Source organism: Halalkalibacter alkaliphilus, assembly GCF_023555415.1.
Classification (GTDB): domain Bacteria; phylum Bacillota; class Bacilli; order Bacillales; family Bacillaceae_D; genus Halalkalibacter; species Halalkalibacter alkaliphilus.
In genome coordinates, this window is sequence record NZ_JAKRYL010000003.1 from 61890 (window position 1) to 82066 (window position 20177).

Annotated in this window: 15 protein-coding genes and 1 pseudogene; all 16 read left to right on the forward strand. The window is 38.4% G+C overall.

Going from position 1 to position 20177, the window contains the following annotated elements; all coding sequences use genetic code 11:
• The 16 genes and pseudogenes from MF646_RS03520 (at position 1) to MF646_RS03600 (ending at position 20105) form a co-directional block, all read left to right on the forward strand.
• The gene (locus MF646_RS03520) at positions 1-1299 is read left to right on the forward strand and encodes an ABC transporter substrate-binding protein (protein ID WP_250095112.1); all 1299 of its coding nucleotides are present in this window, start codon (positions 1-3) and stop codon (positions 1297-1299) included.
• A 248-nt stretch (positions 1300-1547) separates the two neighbouring features.
• A complete protein-coding gene (locus MF646_RS03525; RefSeq protein ID WP_250095113.1) occupies positions 1548-2177 on the forward strand; it encodes a YesL family protein in 630 nt (209 codons plus the stop codon).
• 36 nt (positions 2178-2213) lie between these two features.
• Positions 2214-2429, forward strand: coding sequence for a hypothetical protein (locus tag MF646_RS03530; RefSeq protein ID WP_250095114.1), 216 nt, complete (start codon positions 2214-2216; stop codon positions 2427-2429).
• Positions 2430-2563: 134 nt separating this feature from the next.
• Positions 2564-3430 (forward strand): ABC transporter permease, encoded by an 867-nt coding sequence (locus MF646_RS03535; protein ID WP_250095323.1) that lies wholly within the window; start codon positions 2564-2566, stop codon positions 3428-3430.
• A 15-nt stretch (positions 3431-3445) separates the two neighbouring features.
• A complete protein-coding gene (locus tag MF646_RS03540; RefSeq protein WP_250095115.1) occupies positions 3446-4405 on the forward strand; it encodes a carbohydrate ABC transporter permease in 960 nt (319 codons plus the stop codon).
• A gap of 21 nt (positions 4406-4426) precedes the next feature.
• A complete protein-coding gene (locus tag MF646_RS03545; RefSeq protein ID WP_250095116.1) occupies positions 4427-6028 on the forward strand; it encodes an extracellular solute-binding protein in 1602 nt (533 codons plus the stop codon).
• Between the two features lie 17 nt (positions 6029-6045).
• Positions 6046-7491: a glycoside hydrolase family 32 protein gene (locus MF646_RS03550; RefSeq protein ID WP_250095117.1), complete on the forward strand. Its 1446-nt coding sequence runs from the start codon at positions 6046-6048 to the stop codon at positions 7489-7491.
• A gap of 110 nt (positions 7492-7601) precedes the next feature.
• The gene (locus tag MF646_RS03555; RefSeq protein WP_250095118.1) at positions 7602-8567 is read left to right on the forward strand and encodes a carbohydrate kinase family protein; all 966 of its coding nucleotides are present in this window, start codon (positions 7602-7604) and stop codon (positions 8565-8567) included.
• A gap of 69 nt (positions 8568-8636) precedes the next feature.
• Positions 8637-8804, forward strand: a complete 168-nt coding sequence (gene sda / locus MF646_RS03560) for a sporulation histidine kinase inhibitor Sda (protein WP_250095119.1) — start codon at positions 8637-8639, stop codon at positions 8802-8804.
• 68 nt (positions 8805-8872) lie between these two features.
• Positions 8873-12487: a GH32 C-terminal domain-containing protein gene (locus tag MF646_RS03570; protein WP_420842475.1), complete on the forward strand. Its 3615-nt coding sequence runs from the start codon at positions 8873-8875 to the stop codon at positions 12485-12487.
• 567 nt (positions 12488-13054) lie between these two features.
• Positions 13055-13987 carry a sugar ABC transporter substrate-binding protein gene (locus MF646_RS03575; RefSeq protein ID WP_250095120.1) on the forward strand — a complete coding sequence of 311 codons (933 nt, stop codon included), beginning with the start codon at positions 13055-13057 and terminating at the stop codon, positions 13985-13987.
• A gap of 282 nt (positions 13988-14269) precedes the next feature.
• A pseudogene (locus MF646_RS03580) lies at positions 14270-14944 on the forward strand (ABC transporter ATP-binding protein); the annotation flags it as partial.
• Positions 14945-16170: 1226 nt separating this feature from the next.
• Positions 16171-17466, forward strand: a complete 1296-nt coding sequence (locus MF646_RS03585) for an ABC transporter substrate-binding protein (RefSeq protein ID WP_250095121.1) — start codon at positions 16171-16173, stop codon at positions 17464-17466.
• Between the two features lie 93 nt (positions 17467-17559).
• A complete protein-coding gene (locus MF646_RS03590; protein WP_250095122.1) occupies positions 17560-18492 on the forward strand; it encodes a carbohydrate ABC transporter permease in 933 nt (310 codons plus the stop codon).
• A 20-nt stretch (positions 18493-18512) separates the two neighbouring features.
• On the forward strand, positions 18513-19349 hold the full coding sequence (locus tag MF646_RS03595) for a carbohydrate ABC transporter permease (RefSeq protein ID WP_250095123.1): 837 nt from the start codon (positions 18513-18515) through the stop codon (positions 19347-19349).
• Between the two features lie 141 nt (positions 19350-19490).
• Positions 19491-20105, forward strand: a complete 615-nt coding sequence (locus MF646_RS03600) for a YesL family protein (RefSeq protein WP_250095124.1) — start codon at positions 19491-19493, stop codon at positions 20103-20105.
• Positions 20106-20177: the final 72 nt, after the last annotated feature.

A 20177-nucleotide genomic window follows, 5' to 3' on the forward strand; every position in this document is an offset into this window, starting at 1 on the left:
GTGAGTAAAAGAGCTGTAATCGTCATTATTTTATGTTTACTTGCTGGGGTGTCATTCATTTATGTTGCCCCGTATTCTAGTGAGCGTGATGAAAAAAATGAGAAAGAACTAATTGAGCTTACGTTTTTACGTAATTTAGCGAACCCAGCGTCTAATCAGGCATATGAAGAGTTGGTTGCTGAGTTTGAAGAAGCTCATCCTCATATAAAGGTCAATATGCTTTCCATGCACTGGGCTAATGAATATGAACTCAGGCTCCGAACTGAGTTAGTTGCTGGAAACCATCCCGACATTATGTCCATTGATAGTCCTAACTTAGCTTTATATGCCAATGCCGGTACGCTATTATCGTTAGATCGATACATGAAAGAAGAAGGCAATATTGATGACATCTTTGAGCACACATTAAAAGGGTTAACCTATCAGGATGAAATTTATCTTGCCCCTATCGCCGAATCAAGTATTGCTTTATTTTATAATAAGCATCTATTAAATGAGGCTGGGATCCCTTTTCCGTCAAGTGAACAAGCGATGACATGGGACGAGGTACTCGAGATTGCCCAGAAAATTCATAATCCAGAACAGGGTATTTATGGGATCGACCCGGCTCAAGGCTTTGGTGAAGGAGAAGGCCCAGCTTATTTTAAATTGCCATTCCTGTGGCAGTTCGGAGCAGATGTATTAAGTCCAGATGCGACAACAGCTGATGGATATTTAAATTCTGAAGAAGCATTGGAAGCCCTTAAATTTTATCAAGATTTATATTTGAAGCATCGTGTAGCAACGGTCGAGTTGCCTCCAGCTCCATTTGAATCGAATCAGCTTGCTATGACGGTCATGGGATCTTGGCACTTAGTAGATTTTGAAAGTTATGGTTTGGTGTTAGGAGAAGACTTTGGGATCGCACCATTGCCAAAAGCTGATTACCAAGTTACACCAAATGGAGGTTGGGCTCTAGGGATTTCAGCAAAGTCTGAACATCCAGATGAAGCGTGGGAATTTATTAAATTTGCTACAAGCTATAACGCTGTCAAAAAGCATTCGGAGATCACAGGAGATATCCCTGCAAGATACTCCGTAGTCCAGGACCTGCCTGAGCTTAAAGAGTATCCAAAAAACATTTTTATTGAACAAGGACAAATCTATTCAAAGAACCGCCCAGTCACCCCAGCTTATCCAGTTATTAGTAACGCTATTAAGGAATTATTTGAGGACATTGTTCTCAACGAAAAAGACGTAAAAGAAGCTGCAGACGAAGCCGTAGAAAAAATTAATAACGCCCTCAACTCGACGCAATGAGCAAAGTTATATAGTTTTTAGCATCTCTAGCGGGCGAGCTTAGCCATTAGCAAGCTACGTTGACTAGAAAAACCCCTAGAATGATAGGGGTTTTTTTGTGGAGTCTTGCTAAGTATGCTGAGTGTGTTAGGACACCTGAATATTTTAAACATCCTTAACCAAAAATATTAAACTATTATCTTCAATGCTTTTGGTAAAGTAAAGAAGAGGTGGACAAACGAATGTTATCACAATGGAGGTGCACAAACATGTTTGAAAGGTCACCATGGTACATGCGAATAGGCACTTTGGCATTTAATTTAGTCTTATTAAACCTTTTATGGTTTATATTTTCTTTATTAGGTCTGTTTATAGTAGGTTTATTTCCAGCTACTGCAGCAATGTTTGCTGTTTTAAGACAATCGGTAATGGAGGATGAAGATATCTCTGTCATTAAACTATTTTGGAGCAAATTTAAATCTGAATTCATCATGTCCAACATTATTGGTTATCTTTTCTTACTTGTTGGCCTAATTCTATATATTGATTTAAGAGTATTACAATTATTAGATACCGGCCTTTTACAATTAACTCTAGCGAGCATCACAGTAGTTATTGGTTTTGTCTATTTATTAACGTTGCTTTTCATTTTTCCGCTATTTGTTCATTTCGATTTAAAGATTTGGCAATATCCAAAACATGCTTTAATTCTGGCTATTGCCAAACCGTTCCAAACGATTATGATGATTGGTGGGTTAGCGATCGTATTATATATATATATAAATTTCCCAGTATTAATCTTTATTTTTGGTATGAGTTTAATCAGTTTTGTGATGATGAAAATAGCATCGTACTCGTTGCCGAGAAAAGAGTTTACCTTGAATGAAGCAGTTGAATAAAGTGAAGTCCTCTAGTTAGCCACTAGAGGACTTTTTATGTCTAATTTGCAACCGTTTTCAAATGCCGAAAATATTAAACAAGTTAAACCAAAAATATTGAAATATAATCTTAAAACATTTTGCTATATTAAAGACAAGAAAGCGGTACCTTACTTTAAACACAAGGATTACAGCTTTTTTGAAACATTGATGCAAATCGAAAATGGTAGGAGGAATAAAAGTTTCCAAGATTCAAGAGTTAGCAAAAGATAAATCTATTTTAAGGAGGGGTTTTCATGGCTAAAGAGTTGGGCTCACCGGTTAAGGTTGCTGGTGTTTCTTCTAATAAGGTTCCTAATGTAACCAAAAAGAAACAAAGCCCTCTAAACTATATTAAGAATAATTATATGCTGTATGTATTTTTAGCACCTGCTGTCATCTTAGTATTTCTATTTAATTATATTCCCATGTATGGAGTGACAATTGCATTTAAGGATTTTAGTCCAACAAGAGGAATCATGGCAAGTGAATGGGTTGGTTTTGCACATTTTACGAATTTCTTACAATCACCCAACTTTCATCAAATTTTTGCAAATACGATAAAACTAAGTGCTTTTGAACTTCTCATCGGATTTCCTGTTCCAATTATATTAGCCCTTATGTTAAATCAGGTGAGAAGAGCAAATATCAAAAAGAACATTCAATTAATGATTTATGCACCACACTTTATATCAGCAGTTGTCATCGGCGGGATGATTTTTATCTTCCTATCACCAGCAGGACCTATTAATGCTATGTTATCGGTTTTCCTGGATCGCCCTATTTCGTTTATGTCTGATCCGGATTATTTTAGAACCATTTTCATTGCTTCTGGAATATGGCAAGGTGCGGGTTTTGCATCAATTATATATGTTGCTGCACTTTCAAATACGGATCCACAGTTACATGATGCAGCAACGATTGATGGGGCATCACTATTACAAAGAATTTGGCATATTGACGTCCAAGTATTAAAACCAACGATGGCTGTCCTTTTTATTCTTGCAGTTGGTGGAATCATGGGTGTTGGATTTGAAAAAGCATACCTTCTTCAAACGGACATGAACTTACCTGCTTCAGAAATCATTGATACCTATGTGTATAAACGTGGGTTACAAGCAGGGGACTGGTCATTTGGTGCAGCAGTTGGATTATTTAACTCAGTTGTAAGCTTGATGTTGCTTGTGTCTGTAAACTATATTGTCAAGCGATTTAATGGTGAATCACTTTACTAGAAAGGAGTTAGTAGGATGAGTAACTTAAAAAAAGAAGAACAAAGCAAAAGGACGAAAAAACGACTACTGCTTCAAAGTAACTCGAACCAAGATAGATTAATTAACAACTCTAAAACGGATCGTTTCATACTTCTTTTAAATAAAGTTGTACTAGGTTTAGTTGTATTAATTGTTATGATTCCTCTTTTATATGTGTTATTGGGTTCGTTTTTACAGCCTCATATTCTAGTAACTAGAGGAATCTCGTTTAATCCTGAACATTGGACAATAGACGGCTACGTTCGTATATTTACTGATGGTACCATCATGAGAGGCTTCCTAAATTCTATTTTATATGCTGGTGGATTTACTCTAATTTCGGTGGGGTTTTCGATTCTAGCAGGATATTCTTTATCTATTGATAATCTAGTTGGGAAAAAAGCTTTAATGATTTTCTTCCTTTTTACAATGTTCTTTAATGGGGGAATGATCCCAACCTATTTACTTGTAAGAGAGCTTGGGATGATTAATACACCTTGGGCAGTTATATTGCCCGGAGCTGTTACCGTTTGGAACATTATTTTAGCAAGAACTTATTTTAAAGCGTTACCAAATGAGTTGAAAGAAGCGGCAAGAATTGATGGTGCTTCTGACTTCAAAATATTCTTAAACATTATATTACCATTGGCTAAGCCTATTATTTTTGTACTCGCTCTATATGCTTTCATTGGGCAATGGAATTCATATTTTAACGCAATGATTTATCTGGAAGACAGGTCATTATATCCACTGCAGTTAATTATGCGTGACATCTTAATTCAAAACGAAGTACAGCCTGGAATGATTGCAGATCAACTTGCAAGAGCGGAGATGCAAAGGATAGCCGAGATGATCAAGTATTCGTCGATTGTTGTGGCAAGTTTACCGTTATTAATTATGTACCCATTCTTCCAAAAATACTTTGAAAAAGGTGTTATGGTCGGGTCATTAAAATAAAAAGAAAAGTGGGGGATTGTTATGAAAAAAATAGTTAAAACAGTGTCAGCAATGTTAATTGGAACGTCACTGCTCGTTGCATGTAGCGGCAATTCTGAAAAAACATGGTCTGAGGATTATGAGCTATCAGATATCTCATTTCCATTAGAAGAGGAAGTATCATTAAAATTTTTAACAGAAAGCTCACCGTTAGCACCTGAGGATCCAAATGATAAATTAATTTTTCAGCGCCTTGAAGAAGAAACAGGGGTTCATATTGAGTGGAGAAACTTTACAGGAGCACAATTTGGTGAAAGAAGAAACTTAGCGATGTCTAGTGGTGAAATGCCGGATGCAATACTTAATGCTGGCTATAGTGATTATGAATTATTAAATTTAGCAAAAGACGAAGCCATTATTCCTCTTAACGATTTAATTGATAATTATATGCCTAATTTACAAGCGGTGTTAGAGGAAGCACCACAGTATCGAGCAATGATGACGGCTCCAGACGGAAACATTTATGCTTTCCCTTGGATTGAAGAGCTCGGAGAAGGAAAAGAAAGTATTCACTCCGTTGACAATTTTCCTTGGATTAATGTGAAATGGTTAAATGAATTAGGATTAGAAATGCCAACAACAACTGAGGAATTAAAAGAAGTACTAATTGCATTTAGAGATCATGATCCAGCTGGTGACGGACAAACGATTCCAATGTCCTTTATCATTAATGATGGCGGACAAGATCCAGGATTCTTGTTTGGTTCCTTTGGTCTAGGTGATAACTGGGATCGTACAGTTGTAACAAATGATGGTGAAGTGAAACTAACAGCAGCAGATGAAGGATATAAAGATGCAATTAAATTCATGAATGAACTATATGAAGAAGATTTATTGGATATTGAAGGTTTCGAACAAGATTGGCCGAGATATGTTGCTAAAGGACAAGAAGGACGTTATGGTTTGTACTTTACGTGGGATAAAGGAAATATCTCAGGTATGAACGATGATTATGATTTAATGGCTCCACTAGCAGGTCCTGATGGTCACATAAATGTAACAAGAACAAATGGAATGGGCTTTGACCGTTCAAGAATGGTTATTACAAGTGCAAACCAAAATCTTGAATTAACAGCAAAATGGATTGATCAACTGTATGATCCGATTCAATCGGTACAAAACAACTGGGGTACGTATGGGGATGACTCGCAGCAAAACATTTTTGAATTCGATGAAAGCGCTCAAATGTTAAAGCACTTACCGTTAGACGGTACCGCACCTGTTGAATTGAGAGAGAGAACTTCTATTGGCGGCCCTTTAGCAATACTAGATAGCTATTATGGAACGGTTACAACGAAACCAGACGATGCTGCATGGAGACTAGGTTTAATGGAAGAAGTGATGGTTCCACATATGCAAGCAGAAAATATCTATCCTAGAGTCTTTCATAGCAGAGAGGAATTAGATCGACTTTCAACAATTGAAGCAGATTTAATGCCTTTCGTTAATAGAAAACGAGCAGAATGGATAACAAATGGAAAAGTAGAAGAAGAGTGGGAAGGTTATTTAGTAGAATTAGACCGACTTAATTTCCAAGAATGGTTAGAAATTAAACAAGCGGGTTATGATCGCGCAACAGAATAATAATGGAGGTTATGAAAATGACAATTAATTCCCTAGCAACATACAGACCTAAATTACACTTTGCTCCTAAAAAGAATTGGATGAATGATCCTAATGGTATGGTGTATTTCCAAGGAGAATACCATCTATTCTTTCAATATCATCCGGATGGAACAACGTGGGGGCCTATGCATTGGGGTCACGCGGTTAGTAAGGACATGATTACTTGGGAGGAGCTCGATATTGCATTATATCCAGATGAACATGGTACGATTTTCTCTGGTAGTGCTGTAGTAGATTGGAATAATACGTCTGGTTTTTTTCCAGACGAGCCAGGGTTAGTCGCAATTTTCACGCATCATTTAGATGGCACAGAAGAAAGGCCGCCAGTTCAAACACAAAGTTTAGCTTTCAGTCACGACAAAGGAAGAACTTGGACAAAGTACGAAGGGAATCCAGTTCTTGGTCCTGACACGAAAGTAGACTTCAGAGATCCGAAAGTGTTCTGGCATAAGGAAACAGAAAAATGGATTATGTCATTAGCAACAGGTCAAACGATCACATTTTATTCGTCACCAAACTTAATAGATTGGAAATTTGAAAGTGAATTTGGAGAGGGGATTGGTTCTCATGATGGCGTGTGGGAATGCCCGGATCTGTTTACATTAAAGATTGAAGATAGTGAGGAAGAGAAATGGGTTTTGATTGTGAGTATTGGAGACAATCCTGAATTTGACAGGGGATCCTTTACACAATATTTCACTGGCTCCTTTGATGGTTCCACCTTTACAGCAGAGCATGACTCGATCAAATTACTCGACGTTGGAAAAGACAATTATGCCGGAGTTAGCTTCTCTGATATTCCAGATGAGGATGGAAGACGCATTTATCTTGGCTGGATGAGTAACTGGAGATATGCCAACCAAGTTCCAACAGACGGATGGCGCAGTCAGATGACGTTACCAAGGGAGCTTGCCGTTCGTAAAGTTGGAGAAGACTATAAAGTTATTCAAAGATTGGTAGGAGAACTCAATTCTTATTTTTCTGAAAAGGTTGACATTGACGAGTGTATCGTAGAAGGAACAAAAACAATAAAAGTTGAAGAATCGTATGTTGATTTGACTTTAAATCTTGAGAGAGTGGATGCAGAACAGTTTGGCATCACTGTGCATCATACAAAAGAGCAACATACGACGATTACATTTGATTCAGCAAAGAACGTATTGGTGTTAGACCGTAAAAAGTCTGGACAAATTGATTTTTCGGATATGTTCTTACTCGATCAAGAGGTGAAGCTTGAGAATACAGACAATGTTCAACTGCGATTAGTTGTTGACTCTTCATCTTTAGAATTACTAGTTAATGGTGGGGAGTATTCTCTAACAAGTTTAGTGTATCCGGATAAGGCTTGTGAAGCGATCTCGATTCATACGTTTAATGGAACGATCAAAGCTGCTGGTTACGTCTCAATCCCTTGTAAATAAGTAGAGAAAAATGTAAGACATCAGGGAGGAAACGGTTATAGGAGGGTGAGTTATCCTCTCTATGTTTCCTCCTTTTTCTATCACATTAACGAAAACAGAGGTGAACAAGAATGAATTCAAACTCATCCGTCATTTGTATAGGAGAGTTATTAATAGATTTTTTCTGTACAGATATTGGAATTGATTTAGTCGGTGGGCAGAATTTTGAGAAACAGGCAGGTGGGGCCCCGGCTAATGTATGCGCGACGATTGTCAAACTTGGCGGTACGGCAATGTTTAGTGGGAAAGTTGGGAATGATCCGTTTGGTCACTTTTTAAAAAAGACACTAGATGACGTAAAGGTGGATACATCAATGCTTATGTTAGATGATGAAAATCCTACAACGTTAGCATTTGTCTCATTAAAGGAGAATGGAGAAAGAGATTTTGTTTTTAACCGAGGGGCTGATGCCTTTTTATCTGAAGAAGAGTTAGATCAAGACAGACTAAAAGAGGCGAGCATTTTGCACTTTGGCTCAGCGACAGCTCTATTAGAAGACCCGTTTCGTTCTACTTATTTGAACTCGATTCAATCGGCTAAAAAAGAAGGGCAGTTTATCTCATTTGACCCTAATTATCGCTCAGACCTCTGGAAAGGAAGAGAATCCATTTTTGTGGATCTCGTTAAGCAAGGAATCGCCCTAGCTGATTTTGTCAAAGTCAGTGATGAAGAACTGAGCATCATTTCTGGTGCTGACGAGTTAACAAAAGGTGTTCAAGTTCTCCATCAACTAGGAGCATGCTTAGTTGCTGTGACATTAGGGAAAAACGGAACACTGATTTCAAATGGAGAAAAGCAAGAGACCATTTCTAGTATAAAAGTTACTTCGATAGATTCTACAGGTGCAGGCGACGCCTTTGTCGGTGCTATGCTTTATCAATTAGCTAAGGAAGAAGAACCAAAGAAAACAATAGGGGACTTTGACCAAATCAAAAAGATCACGACACTTAGTAATAAGGTAGGAGCAATTGTTTGTACGAGAGTAGGAGCCATATCTGCGATACCAACAAATGAAGAGGTTTTTCAAAAAGGGTGACTCTCCCTTTTTGAAAAACCTCGACGAACTCCTAATGGTTTACTAAACATAAAAAGGAGACAATATTCGGTGTTAAATTATGTGGATGATGAAATCTTAATAGATGCATACAACAAAGCAATTGATAATGATATAAATGAAGATTTCATAAAGATCTTGGAAGAGGAGTTGTCAAAGAGGGTTTTTGTGAAAAAGCAATCTAGGAGTATAGAGAAAGTGTTAATTACGTGGGATTAACTTACAAATTCATACATCAGGTCAGACATAATTTTCCTAACTAAATTGAGATATTGGGAGGAGAATGTATGTTGTTTAAAAGATTTTTAGTGGTAGGGCTTGTGTTGTGTTTGCTTATAAGTTTACCGGTTAGTTCTGTAGCTGGTAGTGTAGATCCAGGTTATTACGATGAACCGTATCGGAATCAGTTTCATTTTTCACCTGAAGCGAATTGGATGAATGACCCGAATGGAATGGTCTATCATGACGGAGAATATCACCTGTTCTATCAATATTATCCATATGGACGCACGTGGGGACCTATGCACTGGGGGCACGCTGTCAGTGAGGATCTCGTTCGTTGGGAGCATTTGCCGCTGGCGCTAGCACCCGATGAGTACGGTGATATCTTTTCAGGTAGCGCTGTCATTGATCATGATAATACAGCTGGTTTTGGTAAGGATACGATGATCGCCATATTTACACACTCTGGTCCCGAGGGTCAAGTTCAAAGTATTGCTTACAGTCATGATAATGGACGTACATGGAGTAAGTATGAGGGCAACCCGGTCATGCCTGATCCACCTGTAGCTGATTGGCGAGATCCGAAAGTGTTCTGGCACGATGAAAGCGAACATTGGGTAATGGCCCTTGCTGCAGATGACCGCATTATGTTTTACACATCCCCGGATTTTAAAAAATGGGAAGATGCAAGTGAATTTGGTCCGGATGGTGGTATTCAAGCGAATGCATATCATGATGAGGAGATTTTCACATTATCTCCGCAGCGTGGTGGAGACTTCACCTATGAAGCCGATATCACTCTAGTCCTGAAAAATGGCCGTGAAGGTTCTGGTGGTCTTGTTTTCCGCTCCGACCAATATGGGGACAATGCGTATGTGGCGGAGTTAAATGCAAAAGAGAATGAAGTTAAGCTCATCAAAGTAAAGGAAGGTGAGAAACAAACACTTGCGAAAGAGTCATGGTCGCTGGAGACGTTTGAGACATATGCTTTACAAGTAAAGACGGAGAAGGATCAAATCCAAGTATTACTGGACGGGGAAACCATTATTGAGGAACAGGATGCTTCGTTTTTGAACGGGCAATTTGGTTTAATGGCATGGAATTCAACGGCAGAGTATCGGAACGTTCACTTTAATAACGAGACAAACTTTCTCACTAATTTGTCTGGTTTGCAAGAAGTAAGCGGGAATTGGGAAACGACGAATAAGGGTCTAGTGGCAGAGGACGATAAAGCTGCCTTATTAATGAGTGAGCAACAAGCAGATCAACTCTATTATGAAGTTGATGTGATCGTTGATAAAGGGACTGGTTCACTTGTTTTTCGAGCGGATGCTGATGCCAAGAACGGATATATGACTAGCTTGGATGCGGATGCGGATCAAGTTCGCATTGAAAAGATAGAGAATGGTGAAATTTCGGTCATTTCTAAACGAGATTTCTCAATTACAGATGGAGAATCATATCGTGTGAAAGTAAGTGCGGTGAATGATCAAATAAGTGTATCGATCAATAATGAGAAGTTGCTCGAGGTCGAGGATCAGGGCTTTGAAGCTGGGCATTTTGGATTACAAGTATCTAACGGTTCCGTAATATTTCAAAATGTGTACGAACGAAATTATATTAATACAGACTCAAGGGAAATAGAGAATAGTGATTTTGAAACAGGGGATTTAACGGGTTGGACCTCAGTTCGGGGAGATGCTTTTATGGATCATCATGTTACGGATGCAACCGAATGGTGGGGCGGAACATTTAATCATGAAGGAACTTACCATTACTGGGGTTACAATGGAGAGCACGGTGGGGACAGACCAACTGGCGTGATGCACTCATCGTATTTTACTCTTGACGGTTCTGGTGAAATCAACTTACTTATTGGTGGTGGATACAATCCTGATGATTTGTTTGTTTCGTTGATGCGGGCACCGGATGATCAAGAGTTATTACGACAGCCGAATACGAAATTTAATGGTGATGAAACGTATCGCCGTTATGTGTGGGACGCCTCTGAATTTTTAGGTGAAGTGTTGTATTTAAAAGTCGTTGATCGTGCAACAGGTGGCTGGGGTCACATTAATCTGGACGATGTGAATGTGTATAACATAGGTGATATTCCGAAAGAGGTAGATCAGGTTGCAAGTGAACCGGAACCATATATACACAGAACGGAAGGCCAGCTTACGGATTGGGATGCGCTTTCTGGTGACTGGGTCGATTCTACCTATGGAAATTACGGAGGCGTGTGGGAATGCCCTGCCTTGTTGGAGCTTCCAGTGGACGGTGACCCAAGTCAATCAAAATGGGTGCTGCAAGTAAGTGTGCAGGATGGCGCCATTGCAGGCGGTTCTGGAATGCAGTACTTTATCGGTGACTTTGATGGAACGACATTTACGAGCGATCACCCTCCAGAAGAAGTACTTTGGTCGGATTACGGATCAGATTACTATGCTGGAGTAGAGTGGAGTAATGTAGAAGGTGAAAACGGAGAACGCTATTGGCTCGCTTGGATGAGCAATTGGCAATATGCTAACGATACTCCAACGAGCAACTGGCGCAGTTCAATGAGTTTGGTGCGAAAGATGGAGTTGACTAATACAAAAGACGGTCTGCAATTACGCCAAACGCCGGTTGGCATGGAATCATTGAGAGAACAAAAGCAGCGCGTTAAATTGGATAATGAACGTATTTCGGGTGAAAGTGACTTGTTATCTGACTTCTCCGGTGATGCGTATGAGTTGATCGCGAAATTTGATGTCACGGACACAACAGCAACTGAGTTTGGTTTTCAAGTTCGAAAAGGAGATTCAAATGAGTATGCGCTCATCTCTTATGATGTTCTTGAAGAGAGTTTGTTTGTCGATCGTTCCAACTCGGGCGAATTTGATTTCGGGACAAATGTAAATGATCTTCAAGGTGCTCCAATGCAGGCTGATAATGGTACGGTCAAAATCCATGCATTTGTTGATCGATCTTCGATTGAAGTGTTTGGAAATGATGGTTTGCGCTCTATTACGAGTCAAATTTTCCCGCAAGAGGGAAGCGAAGGTTTGCAATTGTACAGTGAAGGTGGAGAGGTAACGCTAAAATCGCTTGAGCTCTACCCACTTAGATCAATTTGGGGCAAAAGTCCGGTGAAAACGAATTTGTCGAGTTGGAGTACTGTTAACGGTACATGGGCAGATACAATCAACGGAAAACAAGGTCAGGATCCTGAAGAAGACGCATTTATCATGACAGATCATTCTGGAGCAAATATTGTCTTTGAAGCAAGAGTTGAACTTCCAGATTCTGATAAAGTTGATAATCCAATTGGTGCTGGGGCACTCGTGTTCCATTCTGATGAAAACGCAGAGAATGCGTATGTCGCCAATGTAGATGTACGTAACAATGCAGTGAAGTTGCTGAAACGAGAGAACGGAAATGCGACTGAGCTTGTCGTGTACGACGATAAAGGACGTTTGGAGCTAGAACCTAATAAAGAATACCGATTGCAAGTGGTGACATCAGGTGAACGGATTCAGGTCAAGTTAGATAATGAAATTGTGATTGATACAATGGATGATACATTTACAAAAGGGTATGTCGGTTTAGGTGTGTCTAATACGACCGCGTTTTTCAATCATATTCAGATGCGTGATTATAAAGTAAATGGACGAGTGAATCGAAACAAAAATAATTAGGTCGCGACCCTATCAAGGAAGGATGCCGAACCAATCGGCATCCTTTTGTACTAAGAAGGAAACTGCCTCATCACTGTTATAAACGAATGCTGGAGGTATTTTTTCGTGAAAGTAAATATACATGATCATTTTTCCTTATCAAAAGTAGTAATCGGATGTATGCGAATGCATGAGTGGGATTTTCGATCCGGAACAAAGAATTGAATTTGTTGAATGGTGCATTGAACAAGGAATTACGGTAGAAGAAATAAGGCAGCCATAAGGAATTACTCTAGTTACGCAACTAGGGGATATTTTTTAGGCTTACGTGGTGCTGCGAGCATAGAGAAAGGGTCTTTCCTCTAAATTTATAATCGATTTTAACTCCCGAATATTTTAAATGTTTACATCTAAATAAATAGAAGTCTCCTCTCTAGCATTTTTGTTATAGTGAAAAACAAGACAAGAATAGAACTTAAGCGTTATCTTTTTTTAAATTAATTAACAGGTAAAGGTGTTTATGGTTATAATTTATTTCCTTATTAATGAAATAGCATTGCCTAGAAATATGAAATGACGGGGTATCATATGGTAAAAAGGTTATTCGTTCTGCCTCTAGTTATCGTTGCATTGTCTTTTATTCTTAATTCAATTGATGAAAAACCTACAGTAGTCGTTGTATTAAAAGATTTAGATTCGGAATATTGGAGGATTATTGAAGCGGGTTTGAGAAAAGGATTTGAGGATTTTGATATAGAGGGTGAAATTATTGCTCCCACTAACTTATCATTTTTAGAGCAGGTTGATATGTTAGAGCGTGTTCTAATAGAAAAACCTGATATCTTAATAATCTCCCCTATGTATCCAAATTATAGTATTCCTACTTTAGAACGGTTTATTGAAAAGGATATTCCTGTTTTTTTATTAGATACCGATCATCAATGGGATAATAAAACAACCTATATCGGTACGGATAATGTTGCTTTAGGTAGAAGAGCAGGAGCGTTACTTGGTTCACAGTTGCAGCCTGGAAATAAAGTAGCATTAATAGGAGTAGATTTATATAGTCCGGTTGCATCGGAACGGATGCAAGGAGCTACTTTAAGTTTAGAAGATGCAGGAATTGAAATTGTTGCGAAAAAAGTAAATGTATACTCTGAACCATTGAAAATTAAAGAGGAGATTGAAAAAATTATAGAAACCCATCCTAAAGTGAAAGGGATTATCGCTATCAATGACACATTGTCATTAACTGCTTTTGAGGTGATCGAAGCGTATGGGCTGAACATGCCAATTATAGGAACAGATGGAACGAACGATATGATTAAATTGATAGAAGAAGGAGAGCTACCTGGGACCGTAGCACAGAATCCTTATGATATGGGCTATTTAAGCGTTGAAGCCGTAAAGAAAGTGATAAATGGTGAAAATGTTGACAAACATATTGATAGTGGAGTCGACATCATCATTAAAGGCAATGCGAAACAAAGATTAGAATTCCAGAAAAGAATGTTGAAATGAAAGAGGCTATTGAAATTGTTAGTTTTCACCTTTCTCACTAATCTCTCTTGTTAAGAGGGATCTCTTTTGTGAAGACCTAGAGCTTGAATTTAACTGGTTGCAAAAAGAACTCAGTTCAAGTTCTAAAAGAAAAGTAGTTTCCAAAAGGCAGTCAATAGCAGCAGGGGATTCTAAATCAGTCATTCGAAAACTGGATAATTTGTTGATGTAAGAGTATATTTGAAAGTCGAAGGATAGATTTTATTTATACAATTAGACAATGACTACAACAACTACTATCACATCAATTTTAAGGTGAATCCAGGAGATACGATTGCGCTTGTTGGTGCAACCGGTTCGGGAAAAACAACGATTGTCAATCTAATTAGCCGCTTTTATGACGTGAAAAGCGGACAAATCAAAATAGACGGGACCGATATTAAAACGGTTACGCTTGCCTCTTTGAGAGAGAAAATGGGGATTATGCTTCAGGATCCATTTATTTTTTCTGGTACGATCATGGATAACATTCGTTATGGTCGACTCGGTGCAACGGATGAAGAAGTGATTCGGGCAGCTAAGGCTGTGCAGGCCCATGACTTTATCGATGGTTTAGAGGATGGGTATTTTACAGAAGTAAATGAAAGAGGCACAAGGCTTTCTTCTGGGCAAAGGCAGCTGATCTCCTTTGCAAGAGCATTACTCGCTGACCCGAAAATTTTGATTTTGGATGAAGCAACATCAAGCATCGATACGGAAACGGAGCTTGCCTTACAAAAAGGATTGGAGTCGTTGCTTTCTGGAAGAACATCCTTTATTATTGCACACCGTCTCTCTACTATTAAGAACGCTACCAAAATTTTTTATATTGAAAATGGTAGAATTATTGAAAAGGGGACTCATAATGAGTTAATGGAAAAGAAGGATCATTATTGGAAACTGTCTAATTCCCAAGGTCATTCTATAGAAGCTGGGTAAGTGTTCGATTATGGAAAGAGGGAAGACTTTGACATTTGTGTGTCATCGTTATTTTTCGGTAACTTGACAGGAGCTAAGACGATTGGCAAATGTCCCCAATGAACTAAGTCCTTAATTTTCACATGCCCGCAATGTATAGGACCCTTGCAAAAGTTCAGGCTGTCTTTGCCTACAAAAGAAAAAAGAGGAAATACTATGGATAAAGAAAACTTTTAATTAATTTGTCCAAACTGCTCTATTTTCAAAGGGTTACTTTTAATAAGCTAATATTGACACGTCTTGCACGTTTTGAGAGGCGTTTTTTTAGCTATAAATTTAACGAAAAACAGAGTAAACTCACTCTTGAACAATACCTGACGAGAATTATAGAATAAGAATTCAATTTTGAATAAAAAGCTGAATGAAATATCCAGAAGTGAAGGCCACAAAAACGGTCGCCATTTCAGTCGGATCATCCTATAAAAATGCAAGAGTGAGTGATTTTAAGTAATGAATAGCACGAATCCGTACAGTGAAAGAAGGAACCGCCATTACAGAGGTGGTTCCTTCTTTTGCTGTCTACATTAAAAGAGCAGATCAGAAACGTATGTTAAAAATACAAATTCATAATGGTGCCCATCCTTGTCACCACTATTGAAAAAAAATTAAAAAAACTTCGTTGATCCGATAGACAAACTAAGTTAATAGTGATACAATAATTTTGTAAACGAAAAACAATCAAATTAATGTAAGGTTTACTAGACTAACGTTGCAATACATAAAGATTGGTCTATTAAAAAGTTATATTTAATATGAAAGCGTTAACAATTAAAGGTTTGAAGGAGACTGCTATCAATTGCTGCATCGTTAAGGTGAATGGCGGGGTGTCTCAAAGCGGCTTATTCATTGGTGTTAGTTAGCCTTGCTAATTAATATAAAAAAAAGAAAAAACAGGAGGTCGATTGTGTTGTTTAAAAGGGAGGCTTACGTTGCTTCCACCTTAGCTTTATCGCTTGGCCTTATTGCTTGTTCATCTTCTAATGAATCAGGAGGGGCTGAAACTACTACTGATAGTTAAGAATTATCTTTAATATGAAAGCGCTACCAATTAGGGTCTAAAGGAGACTGCTATCAATTGCTGCATCGTTAAGGTGAATGGCGGGTTGTCTCAAAGCAAGTTATTCATTGGTGTTAGTTAGCCTTGCTAATTAATATAAAAAAACAGAAAAAACAGGAGGTCGATTGTGTTGTTTAAAAGGATTGCTTACGTTGCTTCAACCTTAGCTTTATCGCTTGGCCTTATTGCTTGTTCATCTTCTAATGAATCAGGGGGAACGGAATCTACTACTGATAGTTCAAACGCTTCTTCTGGTGAAAACGTCGAATTGACGATGTGGGCATTCCCTGGTATGGGTTTAGATGAACAAATTAAAAAATACCAAGAGGAAAATTCAAATGTAACGATTAAATTACAAGAAACTCCTTACGGTGACCATCACCAAAATCTAGTAACAGCTCTAGCAGCAGGTTCTGGAGCTCCAGATGTAGCGGTAATTGAGTCAGAATATATTGAAAGGTTAAAAGAAAATCAAAATCAGTTTCATAACTTAAAAGATTATGGTGCAGATGACATTGCAGGTGATTACCTAGAGTGGAGATGGAGAGAAGCATCTTCTGTTGATGGATCTTTTGTACTAGGTATCCCAACAGATGTAGGTCCAATGGCAATGGCTTATCGTGTTGATATTTTTGAAGAGGCAGGACTTCCAACTGATCCAGATGAAGTAAGTGAAGCTCTTAGCACATGGGAAGAGTATATTGAAGCTGGACGTCAGATAAAAGAAGCGACTGGTGGATATATGTTTAACTTCGCTTCTGATATGTTCCGCGTTGTGCGTGATCAAGGTCAAGAGCAGTACTTTGATATGGAAGGGAACTTTATCCTTGAAGAATCAGAACAAATCAAAAGAGCATGGGATCTAGCAGTAGAAGCACAAGATATTTCTGCAAATATCGAGCGTGAATCTACAGAGTGGGGTGCAGCGGTAGCACGCGGCGACTTTGCTACAGTATTCCTGCCACCTTGGATGTTACAACAAATTAAAGATAATGCACCTGAAACAGAAGGTTTATGGAATGTTACACAAATTCCTGAAGCATCAGGTAACTGGGGTGGATCACTATTATCGATACCAGCTCAAAGCAAGAATGCTGAAGCGGCATATGAATTCATTGCGTGGTTAAATGCACCAGAACAACAACTAGAAATCTTTAAAGAAAGAGGGAACTTCCCATCAACGCCAAGTGTTTATGACAATGAGGAATTACAATCTTTCTCTGATCCATTCTTCACTCGTGACGACTTAGGAAGCATGTTAGCAGAAGCTGCCGAGCGTGTTGAATACGTGTACAGATCTCCTGAAACAAGAGCCCTCAATATAATCATGCGTGATGCTGTAGCATCCATTGAAGATGGAACAGCAACAGCTGAGCAAGCATGGAATACAGCTGTAGAAGAAGCAAAGAGACAAATATCTCGTTAATGAAATTGTTCTAAATAGTAAATATAAGAAGCTGAGTTTACACAGCTTCTTATATTTTTAAAGAAATTTTGTCTAAAAAAGGAGGTTTTTGCTGTGGCAACAAAGAGCGCATTAGAGACAAGTACTACTAAACCGGTATCCGTTACGAAAAAGAAAAACCCTAAACTTTTTGATCAGCTCGCTGGCTATGCGTTTATATCACCTTTTTTTATCATATTTGCAATATTTGGTGTCTATCCTCTTTTTTTTACCGCGTATCTTTCTCTACATAGATGGGATATTTTAGGTGAGAAGGTATTTGTAGGTTTTGATAACTATATCGCTTTGTTCACGAATGATCCGTTGTTCTGGAAAGCGGTTGGAAATACATTTAGCATTTGGTTTATTTCAACGGTACCTCAGCTTATTCTTGCATTAGTGTTAGCCTTTTTATTAAATCAAGCGTTTTTAAAAGGAAAAGGACTATTTCGATTGGCAGTCTTTATGCCGAATATTACGTCTGTTGTAGCCGTTGCCATTATCTTCTCCGCGATGTTTGGAACGAATTATGGTGTCATCAACTATGTCGTGACTCTTTTCGGATTCGATCCTATCAATTGGAGCGGCTCTTATCTTGGAACACATGTTGCCATTTCTGCAATGGTTATGTGGCGTTGGGTAGGGTATAACACCATTATTTATCTTGCTGGTTTACAAGGGATTTCAAAAGATATGTATGAAGCGGCAACGATCGATGGAGCTAACAAAACACAGCAATTTTTCTTTATTACGATCCCACTAATGAAACCGATTATTTTATTTACAGTGATCTTATCAACAATCGGGGGAATGCAAATCTTCGCAGAGCCTTTCCTATTTGGACGCGGTGCAAGTAACCAAGGCTTAACGATGACTCTCTACCTCTATGAAGAAGCGTTTACTCGTTTTGCATTTGGATATGCATCAGCGATTGCATGGGTGTTATTCTTAATCATTATCATCTTCTCACTCATTAATCTGTTTATCACTCAACGGATTAAATCTTAGTCATTAGGGAGGGACAAACAATGAACGAAGCAGGACAAAGAAAGTTACCTAAAATAGCTCTTTATCTTTTTTTAGGCTTTACATCGATTTTGTCAGTATTTCCGTTTTACTGGATGTTTGTAATCGGATCGAATACGAATTCGGAAGTAAATAAAATTCCTCCAGTGCTACTTCCTGGGGAGCAATTTATGACAAATGTGGCGAAAGTGTTTGAGCGGATCGACTTTTTCGGAGCGCTTTGGAATTCGTTTGTGATTTCAACCGCCATTACATTTTTTGTACTATTCTTTAGTTCATTAGCAGGGTATGCTTTTGCCAAAATAGAGTTTAAAGGGAAGAAGTTCTTTTTTATCTTTTTGCTGGCAACGATGATGGTTCCACCGCAATTAGGTTTGATCCCATCGTTTATGATTATTAGTTCATTAGGATGGGTCGATACGCTACAAGCTGTAATCGTACCAGGTATGGTAAGTGCCTTTGGCGTGTTTTTCATGAGACAGTATGTTGCGTCATCGATACCGAACGATTTAATTGAAGCGGCAAAAATAGATGGTTGTAACCACTTACGAATCTATTGGAATATAATTGTACCTGCAATCAAGCCGGCATTTGCTACGCTAGGCATTATTACGTATATGAATGCATGGAACGACTTCTTATGGCCATTAATTGTTTTAAAAGACTCCAGCGTTCATACCATTCAAATCGCGTTACGAACATTAAACGATGCCTATACGACCGACTATCCAATGGTATTAGCAGGGACGTTTTTAGCAACGATTCCAATATTGATTGTCTTCTTAATTTTTAACAGACAATTTATTGCAGGAATTACAGAGGGTGCTGTTAAAAGTTAAGTGAAATGTAAAGATAGAAAGGGGATGCTAGACAGAAGAAAGAATCTAGCATCTTCCTTTCCTTTCCCTGTGATAGGCTATGCAAGGGATTGTTCTTTACGTTTAGGTATCCGTTTTTAATAGTTGAGAGGGGAATTTTCAATGTTTAAATTTACGACTTATGTTGAATGGCTGTGGGAAGTAATCAAGCTCCATATTCTATGGATTGGCTATTTGGTTAGAGGAGCGGTTGTACTTGGCTTCTTTCCTGCGACAACAGCCGTCTATGCGGTTGCTCGCTACTGGCTGAAACATGGAGATACGGAAAGGGTAAGCGTCTTATTTAAAAAGTTTTATAAAGAAAACTTTAAAACATCTAATTATCTAGGCTGGATTGTCTTGTTTGCGAGTTTCATTGTTTGTTTGAATTGGTTTTACATCCCGTATGTGGAGCAAATGTTGCTTAAATTCGTTATGTATGGGATTGTTATTACCTTTACCTTCTTGTTGATCCTAACAAGTTTGTATGTATTCCCTGTGATCGCAAACTATCAGCTTCAGCTCGTTCATTACGTCATTATTGGAGTAAAGATTGGTCTTACCTATTTCCCATATACCATTTTACAAGTCGTGCTGATAACAGGTTTAACGATGATGTATGTCAGGTTTCCACAGTTGACGCTCATCTTTGGAATTGTCCCTATTACATTCGTACAAATGTATATATGTAACCATGTGTTTAGAAGATTGAATCATGAGCAAATAAGTACGACGTAATAAAGAGAGGTAAGAGTGCCAGCGGTAATTCTCTGGGGGGGAACCCATATAGGTGGAGAAGCTGGATTATTT